The sequence below is a fragment of the Bacteroidota bacterium genome (genome assembly GCA_016183775.1).
In the GTDB taxonomy this organism is placed as follows: Bacteria; Bacteroidota; Bacteroidia; order JABDFU01; family JABDFU01; genus JABDFU01.
Genome location: JACPDY010000062.1, coordinates 1 through 25765 on the forward strand (window position 1 = coordinate 1; position 25765 = coordinate 25765).

Genomic DNA, 25765 nt, shown 5'->3' on the forward strand with positions numbered 1-25765 from the left:
CCGGTTGTTACAACCTGTTTGAATTTTATTTCTTGCATTACGTTTCATGTTTTGCACGAAGTTAAATATTCATCCTCGGTTGGTGTGCTTCATTCTAGCTCATGACCATTTCATGTGTGTGTAATTTTTAAAGTTACCATTTGTCAGATGCCTGCCTGTCGGCAGACAGGGAATACGCCATATTCATTTCGGTTGGTAGGCCAAAAGGTATATGGCTATTTCATATGGATTGTTTATATCAGCTGCTAAACTACAAAAAAAACAATAACATATGCAATGAAAAACATTTAGCAACCAGTAACTATAAGTCACTCCCTCAGGTCGATCACTTCAATACCCGGGTGTACTTTTACATCAAATACAAAAACAGTGTCAGGTATGACGGCGCTTGTCACAAATGTATTAATAGTATAATCAAACACATTTCCATCCTTCATAAAAACAGTAAAGGATGATATTTGCTTATGAGCCTTATTTATCATAAGCTTAATGGTGTGGAATTTCTTTTTCTCGGGGTTGTTCGGAAACAGGTCGACGGTTTGCGTCGTAGCCGTTTCACTGTTAAACTTGTACTTATAGCCCTTTTCATAAATTGTAAAAATATTACTTGGGGTAACACCATCGTTTGAGTTGGGATCTACATTGTTTATCTGCAACTCATTGTTGTCTTTTAAATAAGTCCAGGATGTTTTACCGTCGGAAATGATCTCTTGTCCTTTAATCTCCAGTTTATATCGGTCACCTTTCAACTGTAGGATCCCTTTTTGTGTTTCGGGTTTCTTGGATTTATCTTTACCCTGCATAACCATTGTGAAATCAGCCTTAATGGAGGTGTATGACCGTGTTTTAAGGCTTAGCTCGTCAAGAATAGCTTTGGCTTTTGGGTCTTGGGTTTCTTTGTTTTGGGCGACAGAACCGGTGCAAAATGCCGTTGCTATCGCAAATAAGAATAAACGATTCATAACTTTAATATTTACGGCCCAAAAACTATTCTGCCGGGGTTTTGGAGGAGTTATTCAATAATTGTTCCAAACTCATCATGTCCTTGATTAACACCTCTCTGGCCTTACTTCCTTCAAACTGGCCAATTATTCCTGCCGCCTCCAACTGGTCCACTATTCGTCCCGCGCGGTTATACCCAAGTTTTAAACGTCTTTGCAACAATGAGGCTGAACCCTGCTGGTGCTGTACAACAATACGTGCTGCGTCAGCGAACATGGCATCACGTTCGGATGGATCCAGTTCACCCGAACCGCTTTCGGCGTTCTCGTCAATGTATTCAGGTAATTTAAAGGCTTCGGGATAGCTGCGCTGCGATCCGATAAAGTCAGTTATTTTGTCCACCTCGGGGGTATCAACAAAAGCACACTGTAATCGTATCAGGTCACTTCCGGTTGAAAGCAGCATATCTCCACGACCGATAAGCTGTTCCGCACCACCCGAATCGAGAATGGTGCGTGAATCGATTTTTGATGTTACCCTGAACGCAATACGGGCGGGGAAATTGGCTTTTATAGTTCCGGTAATAATATTTACGGATGGTCGTTGTGTTGCAATGATCAGGTGGATACCAATGGCACGGGCAAGCTGAGCCAGTCGTGCGATAGGTGTTTCAACTTCTTTTCCGGCTGTCATAATGAGGTCGGCAAACTCATCAATTACAAGAACGATGTAAGGTAAAAATTTGTGTCCGTTGTTTGGATTAAGCTTGCGGGCAATGAATTTGGCGTTATACTCTTTCAGGTTTCTCACCTGGGCCTCTTTGAGCAGGTCGTAACGCTGATCCATTTCAATACAAAGTGAATTGAGTGTGTGCACAACTTTTTTGGTATCGGTAATAATAGCCTCTTCGGTATCAGGCAGCTTGGCCAGGAAGTGCCGCTCAATTTTATTGAATAAAGTCAACTCTACTTTCTTCGGATCGACAAGTACAAACTTAATTTGCGACGGATGTTTTTTGTAAAGCAGTGATACAAGTATGGCATTCAGTCCTACCGATTTACCCTGACCTGTAGCGCCGGCCATAAGCAGGTGAGGCATTTTGGCAAGGTCGGCAATGAAGGTTTCATTTGAAATGGTTTTACCCAGGGCAATGGGCAGATCCATATTTGAGTTCTGAAATTTATCTGAGGCGAGTATGGTACGCATGGCAACCATTTCTGGATTCAGGTTGGGTACCTCAATGCCAATGGTTCCTTTGCCCGGTATCGGAGCTATTATACGTATGCCAAGGGCCGAGAGACTTAATGCGATATCATCTTCGAGGTTCTTTATTTTTGATATGCGCACACCTGCAGCAGGAATAATTTCATATAAAGTAACAGTTGGGCCGATCGTGGCTTTTATTTTTTCTATCTGGATGCCGTAGTTGTTAAGTGTACTTACAATACGGTCCTTGTTGGTGTTGAGTTCTTCGGCATTAACGCTTGCATCTTTATTGGAGTATTGTTCCAAAAGGTCAAGATGTGGCATTTGATAGGATGACAGATCGAGTGTAGGATCATATTCTCCGAAGGGCAATGCCTCCCCTGTAGTATTTACTTCAGCTTCTTCTTCAATTTTTTCGATGACAGTGAATTGTATATCTCCTGCGTCACCTTCTTCGGCTTCAGCCAGTAATTCAAGTTCTTCTTCCGCGTCATCCGCTTCTTCAATTGTTCCAGCAGGAGTGATCTCGATATTCTCTTTGAAAGTATTAACGGGTTTTATTTCCGGTTCAGTTACCATAGGTTGTTGAATATCCGGAACCGGCTGTGGAGTTAATTCCGCTTCAATGATCTGTTCTTCCGGGTTTTTAGCAAACAGGTTGAATGATATATTGAACGCCAATACCATAAAAGTCAGGAATGAAAAGCCAAGCAGAAAGCCTGTTCCTATGGCGCCAAGCATTCCATTCAGTGATTGCGCGACAGTATAGCCGAAGCCCCCGCCTAAATAAAAATAATTATTTGTAAATATGTAGCCGAGTGTTATAGAAAGCCATACCAGTGCAAAAAATGAATATCCGGCTGTTTTACCAGGAGGAAGCAATGAAAATTTAAACAATATGCGAACACCTAACACTAAACTTATCAATACAAATGCATAGGAGGCTACCCCGAACCATTTATGAATAAAGAGATGCGCTGTCAGCGCGCCGATTTTACCGAGCCAGTTGTCGGCCCGGACATCGGGTGAAAAAAGTGTTCCCAGCGGGCCAACTACTTTATCATAATCAGTTTGCCAGGTGAACAGGAAGGATGTGAAAGCAATGAATAGGTAAGCCGAGAAAAGCAAAAAAGTTAACCCGGAAATTTTATGGAAGCGTTCATCGTGAATAAACGAAAATACGTTCGTAATCTTTTCTATAAGTGAAATTTTGGATTTTTTTTTCTCTTTGCGCTCCTTTTTTTCGGCTTTAGGCACCTTCTCTGTTTTTTCCTTTTTTTCCGAAACAGACCATTCCGAAAGAGCTTCAGCAGGCTTGTCCTCCTTGCTTTCAACAATTTCAAGCTCGGTATCGGGTTCTTTAATGGTGTTTTTTAGCTCGTTTCGCTTACGTTCGGCCATAAAAAGGGCATGTTTACAGGTATTCAAAGTTATTTAATGGCAAAGGTTATCTATGCCTTAAACGAAAAACTTATACACTTAGTGTTGTGGAAAAGACCATAAAAAAAGCCTCCTGGAGTTTTTCAGAAGGCCTTTTGTCAAACGGCGATGGTTTTATTGTCCGCCTCCGCCAAAATTTTTCATCATTTCTTTCTGGAGATCTTCTGTGGTTGTCTCTTTATATCCCGGTGGAACAGTAAAGATATTGTCATCCAGTTTTTCTTTTGTAATGCTTATTGCGGTAAATTTCATTTGTGTACCGGCATCAGGACTAATGGAATATTCAAGCGGAAAGCCTTTTAAACCTTTAAAGTTGTTGTTATAGCCTTTATCGTAAGGAATGTCGGATGTGTAAAAAACGGTTGTTGTATATTCTCTTTTTGTTTCAGGGTCAGCGACTGTTATTTCTGCCTTTTTACATTTATATCCGGCGATGGTTTTTGTTTCGGTCAACTCTTTTACTTTAACATCGGGCCGGGTTTCATCTTTCTTTATTTCTTCGGGTTTAAGCTTTATCATGTATTTAGCGCCCATCATATCCAATAGTGTAAAGCCGGTATGGTCTTTATTATTGGTGATACTTATAGTGCTCGACATTGGTGTTTTTGTTTCCGTGCGGGAATGTTCATTTTTGATCCTGGTGACCATGGAGCTGCTTTTCATCATGGCCGCTGCTTCGGGAGGCATGTTTTTCATATCGATATCCATAGAATATTCCACAGTACCTTCAAAACCTCCTGTTTGGGCATACGTTTGAGATGTGAAAAACAGGATGGTAAAACTGAGTGCGAGTTTAAATAATTTGTTCATGGAAGGGAAGACTTATGTTAATATAAAAAGTTGTTCTGAGCGGTTATTGCATGCCGACAAATAAGTCGTCTAGTTCTTTTTGGGAAATTAATTTATAATCGCCGGGAGTTTCGAAATCACTGTCTTCAACTGCCGATTTGGCCACTCTGCGCGCTGTGAATCGCAATTCAAGGTTATAGCGTTTTAATTGATATTCCATCAGTACCCCGTCAATTTCGTTGTATTCATTGCCCCAGTTGGGTTTTTCCAGTTCAATTTCTTCAGTATAATATACATCAAACGGGGGACGGGAGTTGTCTTCATAGCTTATGGTTGCTTTCTTACACCTGTATCCCGCGATCAATTTGGTTTCATTTGTTTTCTGGATCCGGAGTTTGGAGTTAGATATTTCTCTCTGAACATCATCAGCGTTGGAAACCGAAGCATATTTTTTATTGAGGAGTTTAACCAGCTGGGTAACTGTTTTGTTATTATAATCTGATACGAACGACATTGTTAAGAGTCCCATTCCCGCACTCATTTCAGCTATTGATTTGTGGTCCTTGAATTTTACTACCATTTTGTTGGGTGCCAGGTCGGCCATTGGATTATTGGGATCAACTGCCGATGCCTCAAACTCAATAACTCCTTCTGACACAACTTTTCCATTCGATCCCCTGCCACAGGCCATTATAGTCAGCATGAATAACAGGCAGACAGAATAAAGTAAGTAACGCCTCATATATTGATCAACATTTAATAGTAAAGAAGAATAAAGGGCAAATATATTGATAATTTCTCTTTTAATTTAATTCTTTTTTTAATGGGGTGGCGAAACAACGTGTTAATCTGTACGCAGAATTGTGTGAATTAAGCTTAATTTGGGTTCAGAAGTGGGATATAGATTAAATAGCTGGCTTACTTCAACTCATCAAAATAGCTATCCAGTTCATCCTGCGATATTCTTTTGTAGTCGCCCTTTGTGCTGAATTCGATTGTGTCAATATGTACTTGGTCGAATTTTTTGGCAATAAAGGATAATTCAAGATTAAAGCGTTTCATCCTGTATTCCATTAACATGCCGTTGATCTCGGAAAATTCGTTCCACCAATTGGGTTTCTTAAGTTTAAAGACGTCGGTGAAGTACACATCAAATAAGTGATTGTTCTTTCCCTTTTCAAATATTTCAACTTTCTGACATTTTATACCCGCTATTGTTTTATACTCTTCAACTTTTTTTACGCTGTATTTAGGCACATTTTTGAATATATCGGTTAAGTTTTCCGCGTCGGCGGAGCAGGTATACCTCCGGTCAAATATCCGCACCAATTGTGTGAATACATTTTTTTTATTGTCCGAAATAAATTTTATTCCTACAGCGCTCATGCCGGTTTCCATTTCCGCAACACATAGGTCGTTTTTAAATTTCAGTGTCATTGAGTTTGGTGCCATCGCCGACAATACGTTGCCCGGATCAACAGGTGTAACCTCGTATTCAATAAGGCCTTCGTCCGATGTGCCTTTAGCGGATGGGTTGCAGCTACACAACAAGCCGAAGCATGTGATCAAGGACAATGATAGTATTTGCCGCTGTTTTGTCAATAGAAAGACTTGAACTTGAAAAATATTCGGCAATTCAGTTTTATCTGGGTTTAAATACAAAATCCTGATTCCTGAAATTCCGATTCCTTAATTTTTGAATTGAAAGATAATACTTTTATCAATAACCCAATGTTTTGAGCATTGATTTAAAGCTTTGTTCCTTTGCGAAGAGCCGGGTCGAGATCTCGCCATTTTCGTCTTTCGAAATAATCACGTGTTTTGGTGCCGGTATCAGGCAATGCTGAATGCCTCCGTAACCTGCCAGCGATTCCTGGTATGCACCGGTATGGAAGAAACCCACATATAGTGGTTCGTCGGAATCCACGTCAATTTTCGGAAGAAATACCTGGTTTGCATGGGCCTCTGTGTTATAATAATCCATACTGTCGCAGGTAAGTCCTCCCAGATTCACCCGCTGGTATTCACGCTCCCATTTGTTAATGGCAAGCAGTACAAAGCGTTGATTGATACCCCATGTGTCCGGCAAAGTAGTTATAAATGAGCTGTCGATCATGTACCATTTCTCACGGTCGTTTTGATTTTTTTGATCAAGCACCGAATAGATGGCCGCACCGCTTTCGCCTACAGTAAACGACCCGAACTCTGTGAAAATATTCGGTTCCTTTATTTTATATTGTTTACAATAGGTTTTTATCTGCGAGATAATCTCTTCAATAATATATTCATAATCATAATCAAAGTTAAGGGAAGTGCGTATGGGCATTCCTCCGCCAATATTCAGGGAGTCCAACTCGGGGCATATCTTCTTCAGGTCCGCATAAACCTTCAGGCACTTGGCTAACTCCGTCCAATAGTAAATAGAATCTTTAATACCGGTGTTGATGAAGAAGTGAAGCATTTTGAGTTCAAATTTCGGATTGCCCTTTATATGCTCTTTATAATAATCGACAATTTCTTTGTAGCGTATGCCTAAGCGGGAAGTGTAAAACTGGTAGGATGGTTCTTCTTCAGCCGCGATCCGTATGCCCAGTTTGGTTTTGTGTTTTACATGTTTTTTGTAATAATCTATTTCACTTTTATTATCCAAAACCGGAATAACATTAAATCCTTCATTAATAAGTTCGGTAATGTATTGCTGATAGTTTTCACGTTTGTAGCCATTGCACACAATAAATTTATCTTTGGTTATTTGCCCTCTTTTATAGGCTTCGCGGACAATCGGGATGTCGAATGCCGATGATGTTTCAATGTGCACATCGTTTTTAAGAACCTCTTCAAGGATAAAAGAAAAATGTGAACTTTTTGTACAATAACAGTAAGTATAACTACCTTTGTAATCCGATTTGGCCATAGCAACGTTGAACAGTCGCTTGGCCTTTTCTATGTGTGAACTTATCTTGGGCAGATAGGTGATTTTAAGGGGCGTGCCATATTGTTTAATGATATCCATGATAGAAATATCATTGAACAAAAGTTGATTGTCAACTACAGAGAAGCCTTCCTGTGGAAAATTGAAGGTTTGATGAATGAGATCACTGTATTTGTTCTTCATAATGTCTAAAGCAAGTGAGTTAGATCGATTAATTTTGTACAAAGTAACTAACTTACTTTATAAGTTTAAGCAATTGTTGAAAAAAGTATAATAAAATGAAGACGGTAAAGCTGATAGAGGTAAAGTCCGAAATTGGTGCAGGTACAAGAGGAGCCAGTTTAGGTGTTGACGCTATTAAAATAGCGGCCCTTGACTTCGGTAGTTCTTATTTCAGGAAACATAAGACAGTTGAGGTTCCCAATGAAAATCAGCAACTTATGGAGCCAATTGTGCATGAATATGCCAAGCGTATCAAAGGTGTTTTAACGGTATGCGAACGGGTTTCTAAAGAAGTTGTCAAAAGTTTTTCCGATCCCGATTGTTTCCCGATTGTGCTGGCCGGCGACCATAGCACGGCCATAGGGACTGTAGCAGGCATTAAAATGGCATTCCCTCAAAAGCGAATCGGTGTGATCTGGATTGATGCCCACGCTGACCTTCATTCACCTTACACTACCTTGTCCGGCAACATTCATGGAATGACACTTGCCGCGCTTTTGGCGGAAGATAACATGGAGAATGGCATGAATAAGCCGGATGAAGAGACTGTGGAATACTGGAAAAAGCTTAAAACCATAGGAGGAGTATCGCCTAAGATCAATTACTCTGACATTGTGTTCATTGCCTTGCGTGACATGGAGTCGCAGGAGGATCATATAATTAAGAAGAATAAGATACGGGTTATTAACCTGGCTGAAATAAGGAGGAAAGCGGTTGAGCGTGTTGCATTTGAATCCCTTAATTACCTTGAACAATGCGATCTTATCTATATTTCATTTGATGTGGATAGTATGGATTCGAGTATATCCAAGGGAACCGGAACACCTGTTCCAAGCGGACTTACTGAGAAAGAAGCGGGCAACCTGATCTATTACCTGCTCCGCAGCCGCAAGATATGCTGCTTTGAAATGGTGGAGATAAACCCTACACTTGACAGAGAGAACCTCATGGCTGAGAATGCTTTTGAGATACTTTACAAGGCAACGAACCAGATCACTAACGACTTTTAGAGAGCAACGAATAACGAATCAAAAACGAATTTGCGAATGTACGCGTACAATAAAATTGTGCAATTGTATTTTACTTTTCTGTGGATTCACAATTCGTATATTCGTACAAATTCGTTATTCGTTGATGTCGCATGAATTTAGAACCACAACTTACTTTCCTTACAATCCAGGCTATCCAATCGCTTTATAATTCAAAAGTTGAGGCAAAGTCCATTGTATTTCAAAAAACCAATGCTGAATTTGAAGGTGACCTGACTGTTGTAGTATTTCCGTTTTTGAAGATGTCTAAAAAATCGCCCGAAGTTACTGCTAAAGAAATAGGGGTATACTTGCAGGCTAACTCATCTGAAGTGGAGCATTTTAACGTAGTAAAGGGTTTCCTGAACCTCGTTATTTCGGGGAAGTATTGGCTGGATTATTTTACAGAGGTGGCAGGAAACGCAGACTATGCCTTTGTTCCGGTTACTGATTCATCACCAGCGGTTATGCTGGAGTATTCATCACCCAACACCAACAAACCGCTTCATTTGGGGCATATCCGCAACAATCTGTTGGGGTATTCGGTTGCAGAGATATTGAAGGCCAATGGCAATAAAGTGATCAAAGTGAACCTTGTGAATGACCGTGGTATTCATATCTGCAAGTCGATGCTGGCCTGGAAAAAATGGGGAAATGGCGAAACGCCTGAATCCACCGGTGTCAAAGGAGATCACTTGGTTGGTAAGTATTATGTAATGTTTGATAAGGAGTTCAAAGTTCAAAGTTCAAAGTTTAAAGTTGAGGGGATGAGTGAAGAGGACGCAGAGAAAAAGGCTCCTATCATGCTGGAGGTACAGGATATGCTGCGTAAGTGGGAAGCGGGAGATGCGGAAGTGGTCGGACTTTGGAAGATGATGAACAGCTGGGTTTACAAAGGGTTTGATGAAACCTATAATATGCTGGGTGTTGATTTTGATAAAATGTATTACGAATCGAACACCTATTTGCTGGGCAAAAAAATGATCGATGAGGGCTTGTCGAAAAATGTTTTTAAACGAGATACTGATGGTTCTGTGTTTATTGATCTGACCCCTGATGGTTTGGATAAAAAGATATTATTGCGTTCAGACGGAACTTCTGTGTACATGACCCAGGACATAGGCACTGCGGTGGAGCGTTTCAAAGAATTTCCGGAACTAAGCAAGTTGATCTACACTGTGGGGAATGAGCAGGATTATCATTTTAAAGTATTGTTTATCGTTCTCAAAAAACTCGGGTATAAGTGGGCGGAAAGCTGTTATCATCTGTCATACGGCATGGTTGAGTTGCCGGAGGGTAAAATGAAATCACGCGAAGGAAAGGTTGTTGATGCTGATGATCTTATAAAAGAGATGATCGATACAGCCAGGGAAACCACAATGGAACTGGGTAAAACAGCAGGGCAGGAACAGGAGGAGGCAGAAAAGCTATATTACACAATTGGTTTAGGCGCGTTGAAATATTTCATACTTAAAGTTGATCCTAAAAAGAAAATGCTCTTTAATCCAAAAGAGAGTATTGATTTTAACGGGCATACCGGGCCGTTTGTGCAATATACGTATGCAAGGATACAGTCGGTGTTAAGAAAGGGGGGGGAGGTTAAAAGTTGGGATGGTTCGACCAAGCTCACCACAGGGTTGGGAGTTGGCAAAATTGACAACAAAGAAAGGAACTTAATAAAAATTATTTATGATTTTCCAGGGGTTGTGCAGGATGCCGGTAAGGAATATAACCCCGGTATTATTGCCAATTATGTGTATGAGTTGTCAAAGGAGTACAACCAGTTTTACCATGATATAACTATTCTTAAGGAAGAGAATACTGACCTTCGTAATTTCCGTTTAGCTCTTTCCGGAAAAGTTGCCGAAGTGATCCGGTCGTCAATGAACCTCCTGGGAATACAAGTGCCGGAAAAGATGTGATAGGATCAGGCGATCTGTAATCCATCCAGCCCGATCATTTGCTGTTTTTCAGGATCCCACAATTTGAGTTTGAAACAAGCAACTATATCCCTTATCTTAAATGAGGTTGTTTTAGGATGCTGCAGTTCCGGAAGTTCTGCCATGGCTTCAGGTAAACGGTAAAAAGGTATGCGCGAATTTAAATGGTGTACGTGATGAAATCCAATGTTGGCAGTACTCCAGCGCATGAACCGGTTCATTTTCATAAAACTTGATGAAGCAAGTGCAGCTGTTTCATATGCCCATTCGGTATTATCCCTGAATGTAACGTTTGGAAAGTTATGCTGCGCGTAAAATAAATAGGCGCCAATGGCATGCGCGATGAGGAAAGGTAAAAACCACACGAGGAACCAGGTGAGCCAGCCCAAATAAATAACAAGTAACACTGCAACACCCACATGCAATACAAGTGCGATAAGTGAATCAAAATGTTTGCGGGGGTTGCTGGTAAAGGAGTTATAGCACATTCCGATCAGGAACATGGAGAAAAAACCAAGCATTATGGTTATCGGGTGCCGGCTTATTAAATATTCTCTGCGTTCTTTGGGAGAACTGTTTAAAAATTTTTGTTTGGTCATTATCGGGTATGAGCCAATGCTTGCACTAAAAAGCTTTGAGTTGTGTTTGTGATGGTAATCGTGAGAGCGTTTCCAGATACTTGCCGGGGCAAGTGAATAGAGTCCGTATATATACATAATGAATTTTGAGAATATATCCTTCTGGAGGATGGCTTTATGCTGATAGTCGTGGTAAATTACGAAAACACGAATGAACACAAAGCCTGCAAAAATACTGGAAAGTATCCGTACGATCAGCCAGGGAGCTATTGCGGCAGATATCAGCGATCCAACCATCAGCAGCATTGAACTATATGTATAATATATGCTAAGAAAACGTTTTTCTTTACCGAACGGTTTAGTAGCTATTATTAAATCTTTCCCCTGTAGCATTCAAACGTTAAATAACTATTAATGATCGCGTGCAAAGGTAAAAAAAAATTAAGATTTCAGGAAGGTTTTTTGTTTTTGGGTCAGAGCTGTTGAATGCTGTTTTTTGCCACCAAAGGACTAAAGCACAAAATTTTACCCAAATTTTTTTGCGGACTGTGATGTCTTTGTGTTTTGGTGGATAGCGTTTATAACTTTTATGTTTGCGATTGGTTTGCAATTCAACCGCGTTTATGTTTCCACCTCCGGTGCGACCAGAGCCATGTTTCTGGCTGCTGTTTAATGGCTTTTTCAAGTGTTTTTGTATGCCATTCCGAAATATAGCCCTCGGGTGTATCAGCAGGCTGCTCAATATAATCTTCTGCCTGAACTTTATAATAACCCCGTTTTACACGAATTACATTAATGAAAATAACAGGGTAATTAAACCGTCCGGCCATGAGCTCGGTTCCTTTAAATACGGGAGTGTCCTGGTTCATGAATTTTGTCCAGTAAGCGTTTTCAGGCGGAGGAGTTTGGTCGGCAATGAAAGCGGTTGCTGAACGAATGTTTTTATTTTTTGTCATTTGCCTGAATGTGTCCTTCATCGGGATAAGCCTGTTGCCAAACCGTGTGCGGATCTTTACCATGAGATTATTGAACCAGGAGTTGGTAAGCGGGTGATAAATTATATATAACTGGTGTTTACACTGTAACGCGAATGCATTACCGGCCCATTCCCAATTACCTAAATGACCCATCACAATAATTGTGTTTTTTTTTTGTTCGTAATAGCTGTTGAAAAGGTCTACTGTATCTTGCGTCATGCAGCAATGTTTCAGGGCTTTTTCCCTGCTCATTGTAAGTGTTTTGAATGTTTCGAGGGTGAGATCGCAAAAATACCNGTGAGATCGCAAAAATACCGGTAATAGGACCGTTTAATGCGGTTTATTTCTTTTTCGGACTTTTCGGGAAATGAATTGCGGAGGTTTTGGTACACAATTTTTTTGCGGTAGCCGATCATGTAATACAGTAACATGAACATTAAGTCGGAAATACCATATAAAAGCCAGAAGGGACAAAGGGAAATGAGGTAGATGAAGGGTAGAGCGAAATAGTAACTAAGCCGTTGCATGGTGCTAATATACGAAGTATCTCATCTTAAATCCTTCTCCAAAAGAGAGGATTTACGATGTTTAAAAGAGAGATTTTTGTATTTGGATTTTAATTTTTTTGTACCTCCCATACGAAAGTGTTTATTTCGGAAAGCTCTTAAATCCCATTTCAATAAATGCTTTTAATTCAGGCGGGTAATTTTTTCACTCATCTTTCCGGGTAGGCCTTAAGGTATCATAGGTTGTAACCGCCACAAGGTATTTTCACTCATCTTGAAATAATAAATTTTCGGTAAAATTGCTCCTTACTCTCTACGATAAGATTTAGGAAATAAATGCCTTCAGAAAATTTTGAAATGTCAATAGAAATTGGTTCTGAATTATTTAATTCGTTTTGATATAGAATCATGTTGCCTATATTATCGAATATTTTTAATTCAAATCGCGCATTTGTTTTGTCAGCCAGCATAACCTGTAATTTATTTATTGAGGGGTTTGGAAATAATAAAATTTCCTTTTGGAGGGTTGCTTTTGGCTCATCAATTCCTGTAAGAGAGTTACATGTTGTTGAATTGGTCAATAAGGAGGTAAATTTTGTACTAACAATATCCTGGTTCCAAATTTCCCAGTAACATATACCATTAGTAATGGCTAATTGCAAAGCAGCCGGCATTCCTCCGGCACCAAATTGAGCGGAATCAGTCACTCCACTATGTGCCCTTTGAACACCGGTGAAATTATTATTACTAGCGGAATTAAGCAATATGCTATTTTGGGCTGAATAATAAGTAGTATTATTTTGAGTCCACCACCATGCATTAGCTCCATAACGATTGCCAATTTTGTTTTTTGCATATGCATAAATTGAATCCGCCGGGACATTACTGCCATTTACCGGATGGAAATCATTGGTAAGATAATGATTTGGAAAAGCTACTTTAAAAGTGTCAATAACTTGTTTCCATGAATTTATAACCTTTGTGTCCGTATAGCCTAAGGAAGTATATGATGGGGTCGGGTTAAAAGGAAGTTGCATCTCGAAACCGTTAGCGGTAGAATTAGTGATGTAAACTAATCTGATTGTTGTGTCATTTTTATACTTATTTCCCAAAGCCCTGACAAATTCCGTCCATTTATTTAAAAAAGTTGAGTTCCATTGAACTGCAATAGTAGCACTATAAGGAACAGAGAATGAAAGCGATTGAGTACCTAAAGAATATAACCAACCTGGACAGTTAGGTCCACTACCAATTGCTAAAGATATTTTTTTGCCATAAGATTGAGCTGCCGTTATTTGATTATCAAGAAGTGTCCAATTATATACATTGTCCGTTGGTTCAATATCCTTCCATCCAATACGCACTAAAATACCTTTCACAAAAGTTTTTGACGCAACTGTAGGGTCAACCGAGCCTGGTCCAACTGTTGATATTGTTGGAGGGCAGCTACAGTATACTCCTTTAGGAGCAGGGTATGTTGGTTGAGCTATCGAGGTAATTGTGAACAACAGGAGGAATAGTAATAGTGTGTTTTTCATGTTTTTGATTTAAAACCGGATTTGTTGATAGTGGAAGTTTGTCAATTTGGCTCAAAATCAATTAATTTATTCATCGGGCATAATGTTAACGAAAGTCTTTTGCGTTTAGTCCTGTAAGGGTTTGCGCAGTGCCGCAGTAGCGGTTTTTGAAACACTGAACTTTCAGGTACGCACAAGGTAAATTTAATGAAATAGTGTTTACTTAAATTGTGCAAAATTTCTTATTATTCGATAGTTTCAAATTCGTAAATTCGTTTAGTTTGCCGGAGCTTTAGCGCAGGCGGGCATCCCTATATGACCAAAGATCAGGCAAAATCACGCATTGAACACTTGTCCAAAGAACTGGACGAGCACAACTATCGTTATTATGTATTGGCTCAACCTACCATAAGCGATTATGATTTTGATATGTTGCTGGAAGAGCTTATTAAACTTGAAAAGGAATACCCCGGGTTTTTAAAGCCCGATTCCCCTTCACAAAGAGTAGGAGGGCAGGTTACCAAAGAATTCAAGTCGGTAAAGCACAAATACCCGATGATGTCGTTGAGGAATACGTATTCGGAGGAGGAGCTAAGGGATTTTGACGATCGTATAAAAAAAGTTATAGTCGAAAAGTTTGAATATGTATGTGAATTGAAGTTTGACGGTGTTGCCATTGGTTTAACTTATAAGGATGGACGCCTGGTACAGGCCATAACACGCGGCGATGGTGAGCAGGGCGATGATGTAACAACTAATGTTAAAACTATCCGAAGTATACCCTTAAAATTACGTGGGAGTGATTATCCAAAAGACTTTGAGATCAGAGGCGAGATCTACATGCCTCTTAAAGAGTTTGAATCAATTAATAAAGAACGTGAAGAAGTGGGGGATGCCTTGCTTGCCAATCCCCGAAATGCGGCTGCCGGCACGTTAAAAATGCAGGATTCAGCTGTTGTAGCCGGCAGGAAGCTGGATTGTTTCTTTTATAATTTATTGGGCGACCACTTGCCTTACAAATCACATTTCGAAAACATGAAGGAAACCATGAAATGGGGTTTCCGTGTTTCCGGGCAGATGGTTAAGTGTGCTGACATAGATGCGGTTTTTAAATACATCAATCATTGGAATACGCACAGGCATAAACTCGAATTCGATATTGATGGTGTAGTGATAAAAGTGAATTCGCAGGAACAGCAGCGTGTACTTGGCTTCACCGCTAAGTCTCCCCGCTGGGCCATTTCGTATAAGTTCAAGGCCGAACGCGTTTCAACTGTGCTGGAGTCTATTTCATACCAGGTGGGGCGAACCGGGGCTATAACTCCTGTGGCTAATTTAAAACCGGTGTTATTGGCAGGGACTACAGTAAAACGTGCATCACTGCACAATGCCGATATTATTGAAAAGCTCGATGTGCGTGAAGGTGATACGGTTTACGTTGAAAAAGGCGGAGAGATTATTCCGAAAATAATCGGTGTTGATCTGTCCAAACGGGTTGAACATTCACATAAAACGAAATACGTAACGAGCTGCCCTGAATGTGGAACACATCTTGTGCGCGGTGAGGAAGAAGCCAATCACTATTGTCCGAATGAAAATGGCTGTCCGCCGCAGATCAAGGGTAAGATGGAGCATTTTGTGAGTCGCAAAGCAATGAATATCGATTCGCTTGGAGCGGAGACCATTGATCAGTTGTTTGCCTCGGGACTTGTAAAAAATATAGCCGACATCTATGATTTGAAAAAAGAAGATTTGCTTCCGCTGGAACGAATGGCTGAAAGGTCGGCCGGCAATCTTATAAAGGGCATTGAAGAATCAAAGCAAGTTCCGTTTAACCGTGTGCTGTATGCATTGGGTCTGCGGCATGTAGGAGAAACTACAGCTAAAAAGCTGGCGTATTATTTTAAGAACATTGATGCTCTTATAGAAGCAGATGTTGAGAAACTGCTGGAAGTGGGCGACATAGGAGAAGTGATAGCTAAAAGCATTGTGGCTCACTTCAGGGATAAGAGAAACATTGAAATTATTGAACGTCTTAAAAATAAAGGGCTTAAATTTGAGTTAAGCGAGGAGCAATTGGCTGCCACCAGTGATAAATTAAAGGATCTGACCTTTGTTATTTCGGGCGTATTCTCTAAATTTTCGCGCGATGACCTGAAAAGGATCATCGAACAGAATGGCGGGAAGAATGTTGGCTCTGTTTCCGGCAAAACCAGCTACTTACTGGCTGGTGATAATATGGGACCGGAAAAATTGAAGAAAGCGGAGAAGTTGGGAGTAAAAATTATCAGTGAAGATGATTTTGCTAAAATGATAGGGTAAGGCTGTTAAAATTTATATTAGTTCATGTACTTCAAAAACATTCGAAAAGCCATTGGTAACTATTTATTGAAAGGCGAAGCTGCGCAGGTTAAGCGAAGCAAGGCGGCTTTTAATATGGCTGAAGCTAAAACATTTGCAATAGTTTTTGAAGCAAGCAAGCTCGAAGATGTTGAGTTAGTTAAAAAATATGCGGTTTATCTGAAGGAAATGAAAAAAAAGGTGCGCATTATCGGATATTTCGATACACTTTACCCGCCCGATTTTACCTATTCAAAACTGGAGTATGAATTTTTTTCCATAAAGGAACTGACCTGGTACCTCAAACCTGCAGGAATTTTTTTACCCGTTTTTGCTGAAGAGGAGTTTGATGTGCTGATAGATCTCAATATTGATGATCATTTTCCATTAAAGTATGTGTCGACCCTTTCAAGGGCCCATTTTAAAGTGGGTAAATTCAGCGAGGAGAATAAAAATATATACGACCTGCTGATCGATTTTGAAAAAGATAAAACATTTAAATATTTTCTGCGACAGGTGGATATTTATTTGGATATGATAAATAAAAAGGCTTAGAAGAATAAAAGATATGAACTACATCCTCTTCGACGATTCCTCACGTGATAATTTGCTTCCATTAACGTTTACACGACCTGTGGCTGATATACGTATTGGTATATTAACTATCCGTGAAAAGTGGGAAAAGTGGCTTAATGCTAAAACATCTTCAAAAACCCAGGAGTATCTTTCGGCAAAATATCCTGTTGAGTATACAATTGATACGGATAATGTATGGATCAACGGTTCTGTTTGCCCGAATGCCAGGTTGCTTGAAGAGATAAACGTTTTAGAGCAAGGTCAGGCATTGTTTGCAGGAGATGTGCTGATAGCTTTGAATTCAGGAAATGATAAAACGATTTCATTAACGATCGATGAACGTTTCGGATCATCTATCAAGAAATTTAAAAGTCATGCCGGGGCTCTGAAGATCAATAACCCATGGGATATATTTTCACATAACGGCAAAACGATAACGGATGATTTTGAATTAATAACCAGGGGTCGCAACTCGGCTGCATTAAGTAAAACAACCCAGTTAATAGGAGTAGAGCATATTTTTGTTGAAGAAGGGGCTAAAGTTGAATGCGCAATTTTGAATGCTTCTACTGGTCCGATATACATTGGCAAAGATGCCGAGATAATGGAAGGTTCCATAGTACGCGGGCCATTCGCTTTGTGTGAGCACTCGGCATTAAAACTGGGTGCTAAAATATACGGGCCAACAACAATAGGACCGCACTCAAAGGTGGGTGGAGAAGTTAATAATTCCGTAATATTCGGATACAGCAATAAAGCCCACGATGGTTTTTTAGGAAATTCTGTAATAGGGGAGTGGTGCAATATTGGTGCCGACAGCAATAACTCCAATCTTAAAAATAATTACGCCGAAGTTAAATTGTGGAACTATACCACTGAGCGTTTCGCTAATACCGGACTTACCTTTTGCGGCTTAATAATGGGTGATCACAGCAAATGCGGCATTAATACCATGTTCAATACAGGAACTGTTGTGGGTGTTAACGCGAATATTTTTGGTGCCGGTTTCCCCCGCAATTTCATTCCCGATTTTTCATGGGGCGGGGCACAGGGCTTTATTACTTATAAATTAACCGATGCTTTTGAGGTTGCTAAATTGGTTATGCAGCGCAGGGGGCTTGAGTTTACCGAGGTTGACAAGGAGATATTAAAGCATGTGTTTGAGATGACTGGGAAGCTCAGGAAGTGAAAATCCATACATTTAATCAATATCTACATAAGTTTCCCTGATGATAGCCTTTATATGATAAATTTCTTTTTCAGTTAATGAATCTAAAATTTTTATTATTCGTTTTCTGTCTATGGTTCTGATCTGATCAAGAACTACCCAACCTTTTGTTTTATTATGTTTCACTTCAACTCGTGTCGGGTAATGTTTGGAATTGCTTGTCATTGGAGCAATTACAATTGTTTGCAAATATTTATTCATTTCGTTGGGTGAAATAATTACGCAAGGGCGGGTTTTCTTCATTTCGCTGCCAATTGTCGGATCGAGATTGACCAAAACAATTTGATATTGTTTTAACTCCATTCTTCAAAATTTTCATCTTCAAAAACATCGGACATTAAGGATTTGTCATCGCCGTTTTCGTGCATTTTTTTAAATGATTTTTCCCAACCTTTTCTTGATGACGTTTTTGGTTTTAAAATCATATAGCCCTTTTCAAGAATCAGTTCAACGGTATCTTTAATATTGTATTTTTCAAGTAAAGTTTTAGAAAGCCGAATCCCTTTTGAGTTACCAATAGCTATTACAGATATATCCATAATTAATTATTTATATGTAATTACAAAGTTATTACATATATTTATAATATCAAAATGATTTTGGACACTAATTAGGGGATTCTAACAAAAGTAAAAACCAACAACTATTTCCCTCCCATCATCCTCAACACCCTACCCACATCCTCCGGCGTGTCAATACAATGGCTATCATGTGTGGTAACCGCAACTTTTATTTTAAACCCATTTTCAAGCCAGCGCAGTTGTTCAAGCGATTCAGCTTTTTCAAGAGCGGAAGGTTTTAGGTTGGTGAGTTCTTCCAGAAGATCACTGCGGTAGGCGTACATGCCAACGTGGCGGTAATAGTTAAAGTGCTGGTGCCATTCTTTTGGGTCAACATTTTTAATATGAGGGATAACAGAGCGGCTGAAGTAAAGAGCTTCCATTTTGTTATTCACTGTAACTTTCACTTCTCCTTCGTTAAATAACAGCTCGTGCGAATCAACTGGGATAACTAGTGTGGCTAATTCGGTATTCCCGTCTGTTAATGTATCGGCCAGAAGGTTAATTTGTGAGGGATCAATAAATGGTTCATCACCCTGTATATTAATAACATATTTATAATTGCCTCCTGAATTCTGTAATGCTTCAAAACAGCGGTCGGTGCCGGTTACATGATCGGGACGGGTCATTACATATTCTCCTCCGAATCTTTTTACATGGTGCGCAATTCGTTCATCATCGGTAGCCACTATAACTTTTTTAAGGCTTTTGGCTTTCATGGCCTGTCCGTACACACGTTGTATCATGCTTTTGCCCTGTATGTCAATTAAAGGTTTGCCGGGAAAACGTGTGGAAGCGTAACGGGCGGGGATAATTCCGAGGATCATTTATGATTAAGGGTTTGGGATTTAAACTCCCCTCTGTGTGAATGATTGTGGGCTTGAGAGAGGGGGTGGACAGCTTGTGTGTTGCGGGGGTGTGTCATTAAATTTCAGGAATTCGGATTAAGCTCCACTATACCTTCATTCTGTTTCGTGTAAAAATTTGTTGGTATACTGTTACGCGTTTCAATATAGGTTTTGTAGTTGGGCGAAAAGTTCACCCGTTCGGTAATGGCTTTGTCGTGAATATCCTGTAAGTTCATGATCATTTCACATATTTCGCGCAAGGCATATTCGCCGGGTTTGTTAGCTGCAATATAATCGGCAAATTTATTTTTAACTACATAATTATAAAATAAGGGACTGCCTTTATGACTGATAAATATCCGGATGCCAACAAGTTTTGCAATTGAAATATCCAATACATCATCAAATATATACGCCACCTCGGACGGTTTTATTTTATGTAGTGCGCAAAAATGTTCAAGTGCTTCAACTTTTTTTGAGATCTTGTAGTAACATGCTGTAAAATGTTCGCGTTTTGTCCAGTAAAAGGAGGTGCTGTTGTGTTCGCCTGACATTACAGCTGTCAATGGCATTCTCTTATAATTTAACCAATAGCCAAAACGGAGCATATTAATGCCCATAGAGTCAATTTCGTTGAAATTACTTGTGCCATTTTCGTTTTTTTGTCCGTCATTAAAAACTCCATCCCAATCGAAAATAAAAGCCTTAACCCCTTTGATAGAGTAGGCTAAAGACTCAGCAATGCCAATAAACTGGCCTCCTGCCTTGGTAAAGGTTTCAACTGTTTGTTTTATGATATCCATGAGCGGTTGATGAGATATTAACCTTTCAGATCCTGTATATCCAACATGCCAACAGGCTTTCCGCCATTTGTAACAAGTATGGTATCAACACTTGTTTTTTTGAAAATAGCCGCCGCCTCATTGAGTAAAACTTCGGAATCAATGGAAATGGGACTTTTATAAGTCAGATCACTCATTTTCTTACTTAGCATATCACGATCTTTAGAAAGCAGTCTGCGCAGATCACCATCTGTAAATACTCCTTTTACAGAACCATCAGGATTTGTTACAGTTACAGCGCCAAAGCCGTACTCAGTCATTTTTATGATCGCGTCAGTAAGCCTGGTGTCAGCAGCAACAACAGGATTAACCCCATTAATGGCTTCGCGAACACGTATGGTCATTAAACGGGTATCTGTAATAAATTGGTCTGTGCCGAGTTGGGTAAAATTATTATCGGTCAGCGATTTTAAAATTTTAAGCGGAACGGTAATGGTGTGTACACCAATGTTAATGGCGTTTCTCACGTGTTCGGTAGTGCGCACTGATGAAAACATGATCTTTGTGTCATAACCATAATATTCAACAGCATTTACGCATTGTTCAACAAGGGCAAGTGCATCATGACCCTGGTCCTGCAAACGCCCTACTAAGGGACAAACATAAGTTGCGCCGGCCTGCATGGCCATATAGGCTTGTTGGAGAGTGTAAACCAAATGTACATTCACCAAATAGCCTTTGTCGCGCAACATTTTACATGCGCGCACACCTTCAAGGGATACCGGAATTTTGAATACTGTTTTCTTAGGGTCAAGACCCAGCTTTAACTGGCGTTCAGCCTCTTTTAAAACTTCTTCAGCGGTATTACCCAGTGCTTCGATCTGGAGAACGGGAACTATTTTGGAAAGTTTAACGATCGTTCCGTCGATGTCAGTGACACCTTCACGCTGCATAAAGGTGGGAGTAGTGGTTAAGCCATTCAGGAAGCCCAATTTAAAACCTTCTTCAATTTCTTTCAGGTTAGCTGAATCAAGATATAATTCCATAATTTGTAATTTGTCTTAAAAGTAATGATTTTATTTCCTGTACTTCACTTCCAGGTTATGTATTTCTATCAATGGCTTTAAAAATTCTTCAAGGTCATATACACACAACTGGCTTGCCGCGTCGCATAAGGCTTTTGAGGGTTCCGGGTGAGTTTCGACAAAAAGGCCGTCAACACCGGAGGCGATACCTGCACGGGACAAAACAGGTAAAAACTCTCTTGCTCCGCCTTTCACGTCAGCACTTGGTATGCCATATTTACGTATGCAATGCGTAACATCAAATACAACAGGGTAACCCAGGTTATTCAAATGATAAAATGCGCGGGGGTCAACAACCAGGTCGTTATAGCCAAAGGTGTAACCGCGTTCTGTAAGAATTACCTGATCGTTCCCTGCATCGATACATTTTTGCAATGGATGTTTCATGTTATCAGGGGCAAGGAATTGACCGTGTTTTATATTTACAACCTTACCTGTTTTAGCTGCTGCTACCAATAGTGTTGATTGCATACAGAGGTAGGCGGGTATTTGCAATATATCGCAAACTTCAGCGGCAGGTGCTGCCTGGTCGGGATAATGAATGTCGGTTAATACAGGAAAACCAAATTGCTCTTTAACTTTGGTAAGTATTTTAACACCGGCTGCAAGTCCTGGTCCATTGTAGTAATTAAGACTGCTGCGGTTATCTTTCATGAAAGATGACTTGTAGATCACCTTAATTTTAAGGCGCCCCGATACTTCTTTCAGTTTTTCGGCCGTTTTCATCATGATGGATTCATCTTCGATCACGCAAGGGCCTGAAATGAGAAACAGCTCATTGCTTCCGCAGTTTATGTTGCCTACTTTGATTGTTTTTTTGCTCATGATTTTTTTAACGAATTATTATTTTTTCTCGGTTAGAATATTTTTTAACTGAAATTCTAATTCCGGAATTTCAGCTTGAAATATTTGCCAAACAATACTATAATCAACGCCCGTATAATTATGGATAATTACATCCCGTGTTCCGGCCATTTCTTTCCATGCTACTTCGGGGTAGTTTGATTTGAAGTCTGGATCAACTTTTTTACAAGCTTCTCCGATAATTTCGAGGCTTCTTTCAATTGCCCTCCTGAGTGTTGGGTCAGCAGTAAGTTTTTCAAGTGTTATATTTTGTGTAGAAGATAAAACGTAAGCACACTCATCATAAATATGTTTTACCAATTCTAAATCAGAGTGTGACATATTCTACATCCTTTAAAATATAGGGGCCGATATATTTACTCAGTCCTTGGGGAGTTACAAGTTCAACTTTACGGCCAGTTTTCAAGGTTAAAAAATCGTACAAATAAAACAGGTTGCGGTATGTTTTTTTTTCGGGAGTGAATTCAACTAAAAAATCAATATCACTTTTCGATTCGGCCTTATCGTGTCTGAATGAACCAAAAATACCAAGCTTACTCACTCCATAGCTTTTAATGGTTGAACTGTTGGCTAAAATAAAATCGTACAGCTGTTTTTTAGATGTGATCATTTTTTAAAAATACGAAATTTGAACTACATTTCTGAAGTTTAAATACTATAATCGTTTATACAAACCTTTTATCAGGTCTATCGTGATCTTTTCTTTCCAGTCTGTGCCAATAGCGTGATTCCACATGTGCGGCAGATTGTACGCTACGTGCGCCATTTCTGTTATTTGTTTGTCGCTCCAGTCTTTCGATAAATTTTGTGGCAAAGTGATTTTATGTTTCGTGATCATTTGTTTGAATTCCTTAACTCCCTCGGGGTAATAATCTTCAAGATGGTTAAACGCGATACAGTTTGCGTAGCAATGACGGGTGCCTAATATTTTTGATAGCCCGTACGACAAGGCATGGCATACACCAACCTCCGAATAGGTTAAACTCAATCCACCCATTAATGAAGCGATCATCAGCTTTTCGTCATTGGCCGGGTTCTGTCCGCCCCCTTCATTCAGATATACTTCCCGGCACAATTTCATAGACTGCTCAGCATAAGCATGACTGAACGCATTGTTCAGTTTGCCGCACTCCGATTCAATGCAATGTATGTAGGTGTCCATACCTGTATAGAACCACCAATCGCGCGGAACTGATGCAATCAGGTTCGGGTCAAGTATTACCTGGTTAAAAACAGTCCAATCACATTTTAAGCCTAATTTTTTTTCAGGACCGGTGAGTACAGCTGTCATGGAACATTCCGCGCCGGTGCCGGAAATTGTGGGAACTCCCAAATGATAAATCCCCGGCTTTTTGATCAGGTTCAGTCCCTGGTATTTGGTGGATGAACCTTCATTCGTAAACATTAATGATGCTGCTTTAGCAATATCCATAATGCTTCCTCCGCCGATGCCAACAATGCCCGAAGGCAATCCTTTGCTTTTTAATATACTGTCGCGTATGTTGTCGATCTGTTCTGTTGTCGGCTCATAAGGGTCTACATCAATGAACATCAATACATCTTCCGGTTTAAGCGGAATGCGTTTTTCCAACGCCTTGCCCTTAAAATAATTATCGACTATAAAGAGGAAGAACTTGTTGTTCTCATTCCGCTTTTCTGCAAGGATGGAATCCATTGTATCAAAGCTTCCGCGTCCGAAAACGACTTTATCTATATTTTTGAAATTTTTGTGCATAAGGCCTTACCCTCTCGGTCTACCTCTCCAGGGGAGGAGATGAAAATTAAATTGTAACTGGTTTTAATGCTTTTGTTATTGCCGCTGAAATTTTTCCTGCAAGGTCTTTTAATTCTTGTTCAGTCCAGGTGCAGCGTATGCCGAATGATATCAGGCGGCCCATCACTTCCTGTGATTTTGGCAATTGAATTGTTGTGTAATCCTGCGGAGATCCTAAAAGCTGAATTGGAAGTTTAGATGCAGTGCGCATTTCCTTCAGGTGATCCCATTGATTAATAAAGTGGTACATATTGGTGAACCAGTAATTGAAGCCTCCCACACCGGCAGCATTCAATTCATTAACAGTGCGTTTGGCAGCTTCTGTGTCGGGTAAAAACATATTTAAAAAGGTGGCCGAATCACCTGCCGGATCAGGCAGATGTGAGAAGCTGATGCCAGGTGTTTTTGATAATTCGTTAGTCAGGAATTTTTTATTCCGGCGATTTTTTTCAATGATCGACGGAACTTTGCGTGTTTGTGCAACGCCTACTGCTGCATTCAGCTCGCTGATCCGGTAGTTGAATCCGATTATCGGGTGCTGTTCCATTCCCCGGTTTGTTCCAATGTGGTCGTGTCCGTGATCAGAGTATGTTTCGGCATGTTTGTAAACGTTTTTATCATCAGTAACCAAAACGCCGCCTTCGCCGGCTGTTGCTATTTTAAAGAAGTCGAAAGAATAACTTCCGGCTTTGCCGAACAAACCAACATGTTTTCCTTTATAAGATGCGGCAAATGCCTGTCCGGCATCTTCAACTAAAATAAGGTTGTTCTTTTTACAAACATCCATAATGCCATCCATATCGGCCATGGCGCCACACATGTGAACAAGGCAAATGGCTTTGGTTTTAGGAGTAATGGCTTTTTTAATCCCTTCGGCGCTCAGGCAAAGCGTTTCATCGATCTCGGCAAATACGGGTAACGCTCCAACAAACAGTACAGCCTCAATGGAAGCAATGAAAGTAAATGGAGGTACTATCACTTCATCGCCTGCCCCGATCCCCGCCGATGCCAGGGCCGTGGCAACAGCCGTAGAACCGCTTGAAACGGCATGGGCGTATTTCGCGCCTGTTATCTTTTTAACTTCAGTCTCAAATTCGCGTGCTTTCCAATGATTGTTGCGGAAATGGTCATGTGTATACCGCATAAGGATACCGGTCTGCATCACATCATTTACTTCTTTTCTTTCTTCTTCGCCAAAAAGTTCTGTTCCGGGCATGAGTGTTTAGTTATTAGGTTATCAGTTAAAGGATTTTTCAATATGGTGCTGATATTGCGTAAAATAGCCTCTTTTATAAAAGTAAAATGGGTTAAAAAATACTCAACAAATATAACCATAAGTTACTATGGTTTTGTGTCAGATTGTCATATTTTTGACGGTGGCATAGGTATTGACTTGAAAAGAAAGGTAATCGGTTATCGGTAAAAAACCTACTGATAACTAATTACCTTTTTAAAAACAGGATAAATAATAGTATTTAATATATTATATACTTAGAGACTGTTTAAATTTCATATAAAATAAATGTTATGTCGCCCCGATGGGGCTTCGAATCATTGGGTTTTAATTTTCTACCAAGATTTCGCTCCTAACGGAGCTATTAAAATCCTGTAGGGATGGAATCTTGGTAGAA

At 40.0% G+C, this 25765-nt stretch carries 23 protein-coding genes and 1 pseudogene; 5 read left to right on the top strand and 19 right to left on the bottom strand.

From position 1 onward, the window contains the following. Positions 1-308: 308 nt before the first annotated feature. The 6 genes from HYU69_07610 to HYU69_07635 all read right to left on the bottom strand — a co-directional run bounded on the left by HYU69_07610 (position 309) and on the right by HYU69_07635 (position 7492). Positions 309-962, bottom strand: coding sequence for an outer membrane lipoprotein carrier protein LolA (locus HYU69_07610; GenBank protein ID MBI2270209.1), 654 nt, complete (start codon positions 960-962; stop codon positions 309-311). Between the two features lie 25 nt (positions 963-987). Continuing rightward, on the bottom strand, positions 988-3549 hold the full coding sequence (locus HYU69_07615) for a DNA translocase FtsK 4TM domain-containing protein (protein ID MBI2270210.1): 2562 nt from the start codon (positions 3547-3549) through the stop codon (positions 988-990). Between the two features lie 153 nt (positions 3550-3702). Further along, on the bottom strand, positions 3703-4398 hold the full coding sequence (locus tag HYU69_07620; GenBank protein MBI2270211.1) for a hypothetical protein: 696 nt from the start codon (positions 4396-4398) through the stop codon (positions 3703-3705). A 43-nt stretch (positions 4399-4441) separates the two neighbouring features. Then, complete coding sequence (locus tag HYU69_07625) at positions 4442-5119, bottom strand: hypothetical protein (protein MBI2270212.1); 678 nt, start codon at positions 5117-5119, stop codon at positions 4442-4444. A gap of 176 nt (positions 5120-5295) precedes the next feature. After that, the gene (locus HYU69_07630; protein ID MBI2270213.1) at positions 5296-5952 is read right to left on the bottom strand and encodes a hypothetical protein; all 657 of its coding nucleotides are present in this window, start codon (positions 5950-5952) and stop codon (positions 5296-5298) included. Between the two features lie 145 nt (positions 5953-6097). Continuing rightward, positions 6098-7492 (bottom strand): arginine decarboxylase, encoded by a 1395-nt coding sequence (locus tag HYU69_07635; GenBank protein ID MBI2270214.1) that lies wholly within the window; start codon positions 7490-7492, stop codon positions 6098-6100. A 95-nt stretch (positions 7493-7587) separates the two neighbouring features. Here HYU69_07635 and HYU69_07640 point away from each other — a divergent pair, with 95 nt between their 5' ends. Both HYU69_07640 and HYU69_07645 read left to right on the top strand, forming a co-directional pair. Then, positions 7588-8541: an arginase gene (locus HYU69_07640; protein ID MBI2270215.1), complete on the top strand. Its 954-nt coding sequence runs from the start codon at positions 7588-7590 to the stop codon at positions 8539-8541. Positions 8542-8672: 131 nt separating this feature from the next. After that, positions 8673-10481, top strand: a complete 1809-nt coding sequence (locus HYU69_07645; protein MBI2270216.1) for an arginine--tRNA ligase — start codon at positions 8673-8675, stop codon at positions 10479-10481. Positions 10482-10486: 5 nt separating this feature from the next. Here HYU69_07645 and HYU69_07650 read toward each other — a convergent pair whose 3' ends face one another. From HYU69_07650 to HYU69_07660, 3 genes and pseudogenes are all read right to left on the bottom strand, one after another. Then, a complete protein-coding gene (locus HYU69_07650) occupies positions 10487-11470 on the bottom strand; it encodes a fatty acid desaturase (protein MBI2270217.1) in 984 nt (327 codons plus the stop codon). Positions 11471-11688: 218 nt separating this feature from the next. Beyond that, positions 11689-12581, bottom strand: a pseudogene (locus tag HYU69_07655) (lysophospholipid acyltransferase family protein). A gap of 248 nt (positions 12582-12829) precedes the next feature. Next, entirely contained in the window at positions 12830-14098 is a 1269-nt protein-coding gene (locus HYU69_07660; protein MBI2270218.1) for a T9SS type A sorting domain-containing protein, read from the bottom strand. 294 nt (positions 14099-14392) lie between these two features. Here HYU69_07660 and ligA point away from each other — a divergent pair, with 294 nt between their 5' ends. The 3 genes from ligA to HYU69_07675 are packed head-to-tail and all read left to right on the top strand — an operon-like array spanning position 14393 to position 18182. Then, complete coding sequence (ligA, locus tag HYU69_07665) at positions 14393-16399, top strand: NAD-dependent DNA ligase LigA (GenBank protein MBI2270219.1); 2007 nt, start codon at positions 14393-14395, stop codon at positions 16397-16399. Positions 16400-16423: 24 nt separating this feature from the next. Beyond that, positions 16424-16972: a hypothetical protein gene (locus HYU69_07670; GenBank protein ID MBI2270220.1), complete on the top strand. Its 549-nt coding sequence runs from the start codon at positions 16424-16426 to the stop codon at positions 16970-16972. Positions 16973-16985: 13 nt separating this feature from the next. Continuing rightward, on the top strand, positions 16986-18182 hold the full coding sequence (locus HYU69_07675) for a GlmU family protein (GenBank protein ID MBI2270221.1): 1197 nt from the start codon (positions 16986-16988) through the stop codon (positions 18180-18182). A 12-nt stretch (positions 18183-18194) separates the two neighbouring features. Here the strand turns inward: HYU69_07675 and HYU69_07680 are convergent, their stop codons facing one another. From HYU69_07680 to HYU69_07725, 10 genes are all read right to left on the bottom strand, one after another. Further along, the gene (locus HYU69_07680; protein ID MBI2270222.1) at positions 18195-18524 is read right to left on the bottom strand and encodes a type II toxin-antitoxin system PemK/MazF family toxin; all 330 of its coding nucleotides are present in this window, start codon (positions 18522-18524) and stop codon (positions 18195-18197) included. Beyond that, positions 18515-18760 (bottom strand): AbrB/MazE/SpoVT family DNA-binding domain-containing protein, encoded by a 246-nt coding sequence (locus HYU69_07685; GenBank protein MBI2270223.1) that lies wholly within the window; start codon positions 18758-18760, stop codon positions 18515-18517. Before HYU69_07685 ends, HYU69_07680 begins: the two co-directional genes overlap by 10 nt. Before the next feature lie 104 nt (positions 18761-18864). After that, entirely contained in the window at positions 18865-19608 is a 744-nt protein-coding gene (gene kdsB / locus HYU69_07690) for a 3-deoxy-manno-octulosonate cytidylyltransferase (protein MBI2270224.1), read from the bottom strand. A gap of 104 nt (positions 19609-19712) precedes the next feature. Further along, positions 19713-20432 (bottom strand): phosphatase, encoded by a 720-nt coding sequence (locus tag HYU69_07695; GenBank protein MBI2270225.1) that lies wholly within the window; start codon positions 20430-20432, stop codon positions 19713-19715. A gap of 17 nt (positions 20433-20449) precedes the next feature. Next, positions 20450-21457: a CBS domain-containing protein gene (locus HYU69_07700; protein MBI2270226.1), complete on the bottom strand. Its 1008-nt coding sequence runs from the start codon at positions 21455-21457 to the stop codon at positions 20450-20452. A 30-nt stretch (positions 21458-21487) separates the two neighbouring features. Beyond that, on the bottom strand, positions 21488-22321 hold the full coding sequence (gene kdsA / locus HYU69_07705) for a 3-deoxy-8-phosphooctulonate synthase (protein MBI2270227.1): 834 nt from the start codon (positions 22319-22321) through the stop codon (positions 21488-21490). A gap of 18 nt (positions 22322-22339) precedes the next feature. Beyond that, entirely contained in the window at positions 22340-22681 is a 342-nt protein-coding gene (locus tag HYU69_07710; protein MBI2270228.1) for a DUF86 domain-containing protein, read from the bottom strand. Beyond that, positions 22668-22970 carry a nucleotidyltransferase domain-containing protein gene (locus HYU69_07715; GenBank protein ID MBI2270229.1) on the bottom strand — a complete coding sequence of 101 codons (303 nt, stop codon included), beginning with the start codon at positions 22968-22970 and terminating at the stop codon, positions 22668-22670. Before HYU69_07715 ends, HYU69_07710 begins: the two co-directional genes overlap by 14 nt. Before the next feature lie 45 nt (positions 22971-23015). Next, positions 23016-24095, bottom strand: a complete 1080-nt coding sequence (locus tag HYU69_07720; GenBank protein MBI2270230.1) for an iron-containing alcohol dehydrogenase — start codon at positions 24093-24095, stop codon at positions 23016-23018. A gap of 46 nt (positions 24096-24141) precedes the next feature. Further along, positions 24142-25350: a DegT/DnrJ/EryC1/StrS family aminotransferase gene (locus HYU69_07725; GenBank protein MBI2270231.1), complete on the bottom strand. Its 1209-nt coding sequence runs from the start codon at positions 25348-25350 to the stop codon at positions 24142-24144. Between the last annotated feature and the right edge of the window lie 415 nt (positions 25351-25765).

Bases quoted from the DNA above. Each gene is read 5' to 3' on its own strand.
- HYU69_07610 (MBI2270209.1), bottom strand. From the start codon at position 962: ATGAATCGTTTATTCTTATTTGCGATAGCAACGGCATTTTGCACCGGT.
- HYU69_07615 (MBI2270210.1), bottom strand. From the start codon at position 3,549: ATGGCCGAACGTAAGCGAAACGAGCTAAAAAACACCATTAAAGAACCC.
- HYU69_07620 (MBI2270211.1), bottom strand. From the start codon at position 4,398: ATGAACAAATTATTTAAACTCGCACTCAGTTTTACCATCCTGTTTTTC.
- HYU69_07625 (MBI2270212.1), bottom strand. From the start codon at position 5,119: ATGAGGCGTTACTTACTTTATTCTGTCTGCCTGTTATTCATGCTGACT.
- HYU69_07635 (MBI2270214.1), bottom strand. From the start codon at position 7,492: ATGAAGAACAAATACAGTGATCTCATTCATCAAACCTTCAATTTTCCA.
- HYU69_07640 (MBI2270215.1), top strand. From the start codon at position 7,588: ATGAAGACGGTAAAGCTGATAGAGGTAAAGTCCGAAATTGGTGCAGGT.
- HYU69_07645 (MBI2270216.1), top strand. From the start codon at position 8,673: ATGAATTTAGAACCACAACTTACTTTCCTTACAATCCAGGCTATCCAA.
- HYU69_07650 (MBI2270217.1), bottom strand. From the start codon at position 11,470: ATGCTACAGGGGAAAGATTTAATAATAGCTACTAAACCGTTCGGTAAA.
- HYU69_07660 (MBI2270218.1), bottom strand. From the start codon at position 14,098: ATGAAAAACACACTATTACTATTCCTCCTGTTGTTCACAATTACCTCG.
- ligA (MBI2270219.1), top strand. From the start codon at position 14,393: ATGACCAAAGATCAGGCAAAATCACGCATTGAACACTTGTCCAAAGAA.
- HYU69_07670 (MBI2270220.1), top strand. From the start codon at position 16,424: ATGTACTTCAAAAACATTCGAAAAGCCATTGGTAACTATTTATTGAAA.
- HYU69_07675 (MBI2270221.1), top strand. From the start codon at position 16,986: ATGAACTACATCCTCTTCGACGATTCCTCACGTGATAATTTGCTTCCA.
- HYU69_07680 (MBI2270222.1), bottom strand. From the start codon at position 18,524: ATGGAGTTAAAACAATATCAAATTGTTTTGGTCAATCTCGATCCGACA.
- HYU69_07685 (MBI2270223.1), bottom strand. From the start codon at position 18,760: ATGGATATATCTGTAATAGCTATTGGTAACTCAAAAGGGATTCGGCTT.
- kdsB (MBI2270224.1), bottom strand. From the start codon at position 19,608: ATGATCCTCGGAATTATCCCCGCCCGTTACGCTTCCACACGTTTTCCC.
- HYU69_07695 (MBI2270225.1), bottom strand. From the start codon at position 20,432: ATGGATATCATAAAACAAACAGTTGAAACCTTTACCAAGGCAGGAGGC.
- HYU69_07700 (MBI2270226.1), bottom strand. From the start codon at position 21,457: ATGGAATTATATCTTGATTCAGCTAACCTGAAAGAAATTGAAGAAGGT.
- kdsA (MBI2270227.1), bottom strand. From the start codon at position 22,321: ATGAGCAAAAAAACAATCAAAGTAGGCAACATAAACTGCGGAAGCAAT.
- HYU69_07710 (MBI2270228.1), bottom strand. From the start codon at position 22,681: ATGTCACACTCTGATTTAGAATTGGTAAAACATATTTATGATGAGTGT.
- HYU69_07715 (MBI2270229.1), bottom strand. From the start codon at position 22,970: ATGATCACATCTAAAAAACAGCTGTACGATTTTATTTTAGCCAACAGT.
- HYU69_07720 (MBI2270230.1), bottom strand. From the start codon at position 24,095: ATGCACAAAAATTTCAAAAATATAGATAAAGTCGTTTTCGGACGCGGA.
- HYU69_07725 (MBI2270231.1), bottom strand. From the start codon at position 25,350: ATGCCCGGAACAGAACTTTTTGGCGAAGAAGAAAGAAAAGAAGTAAAT.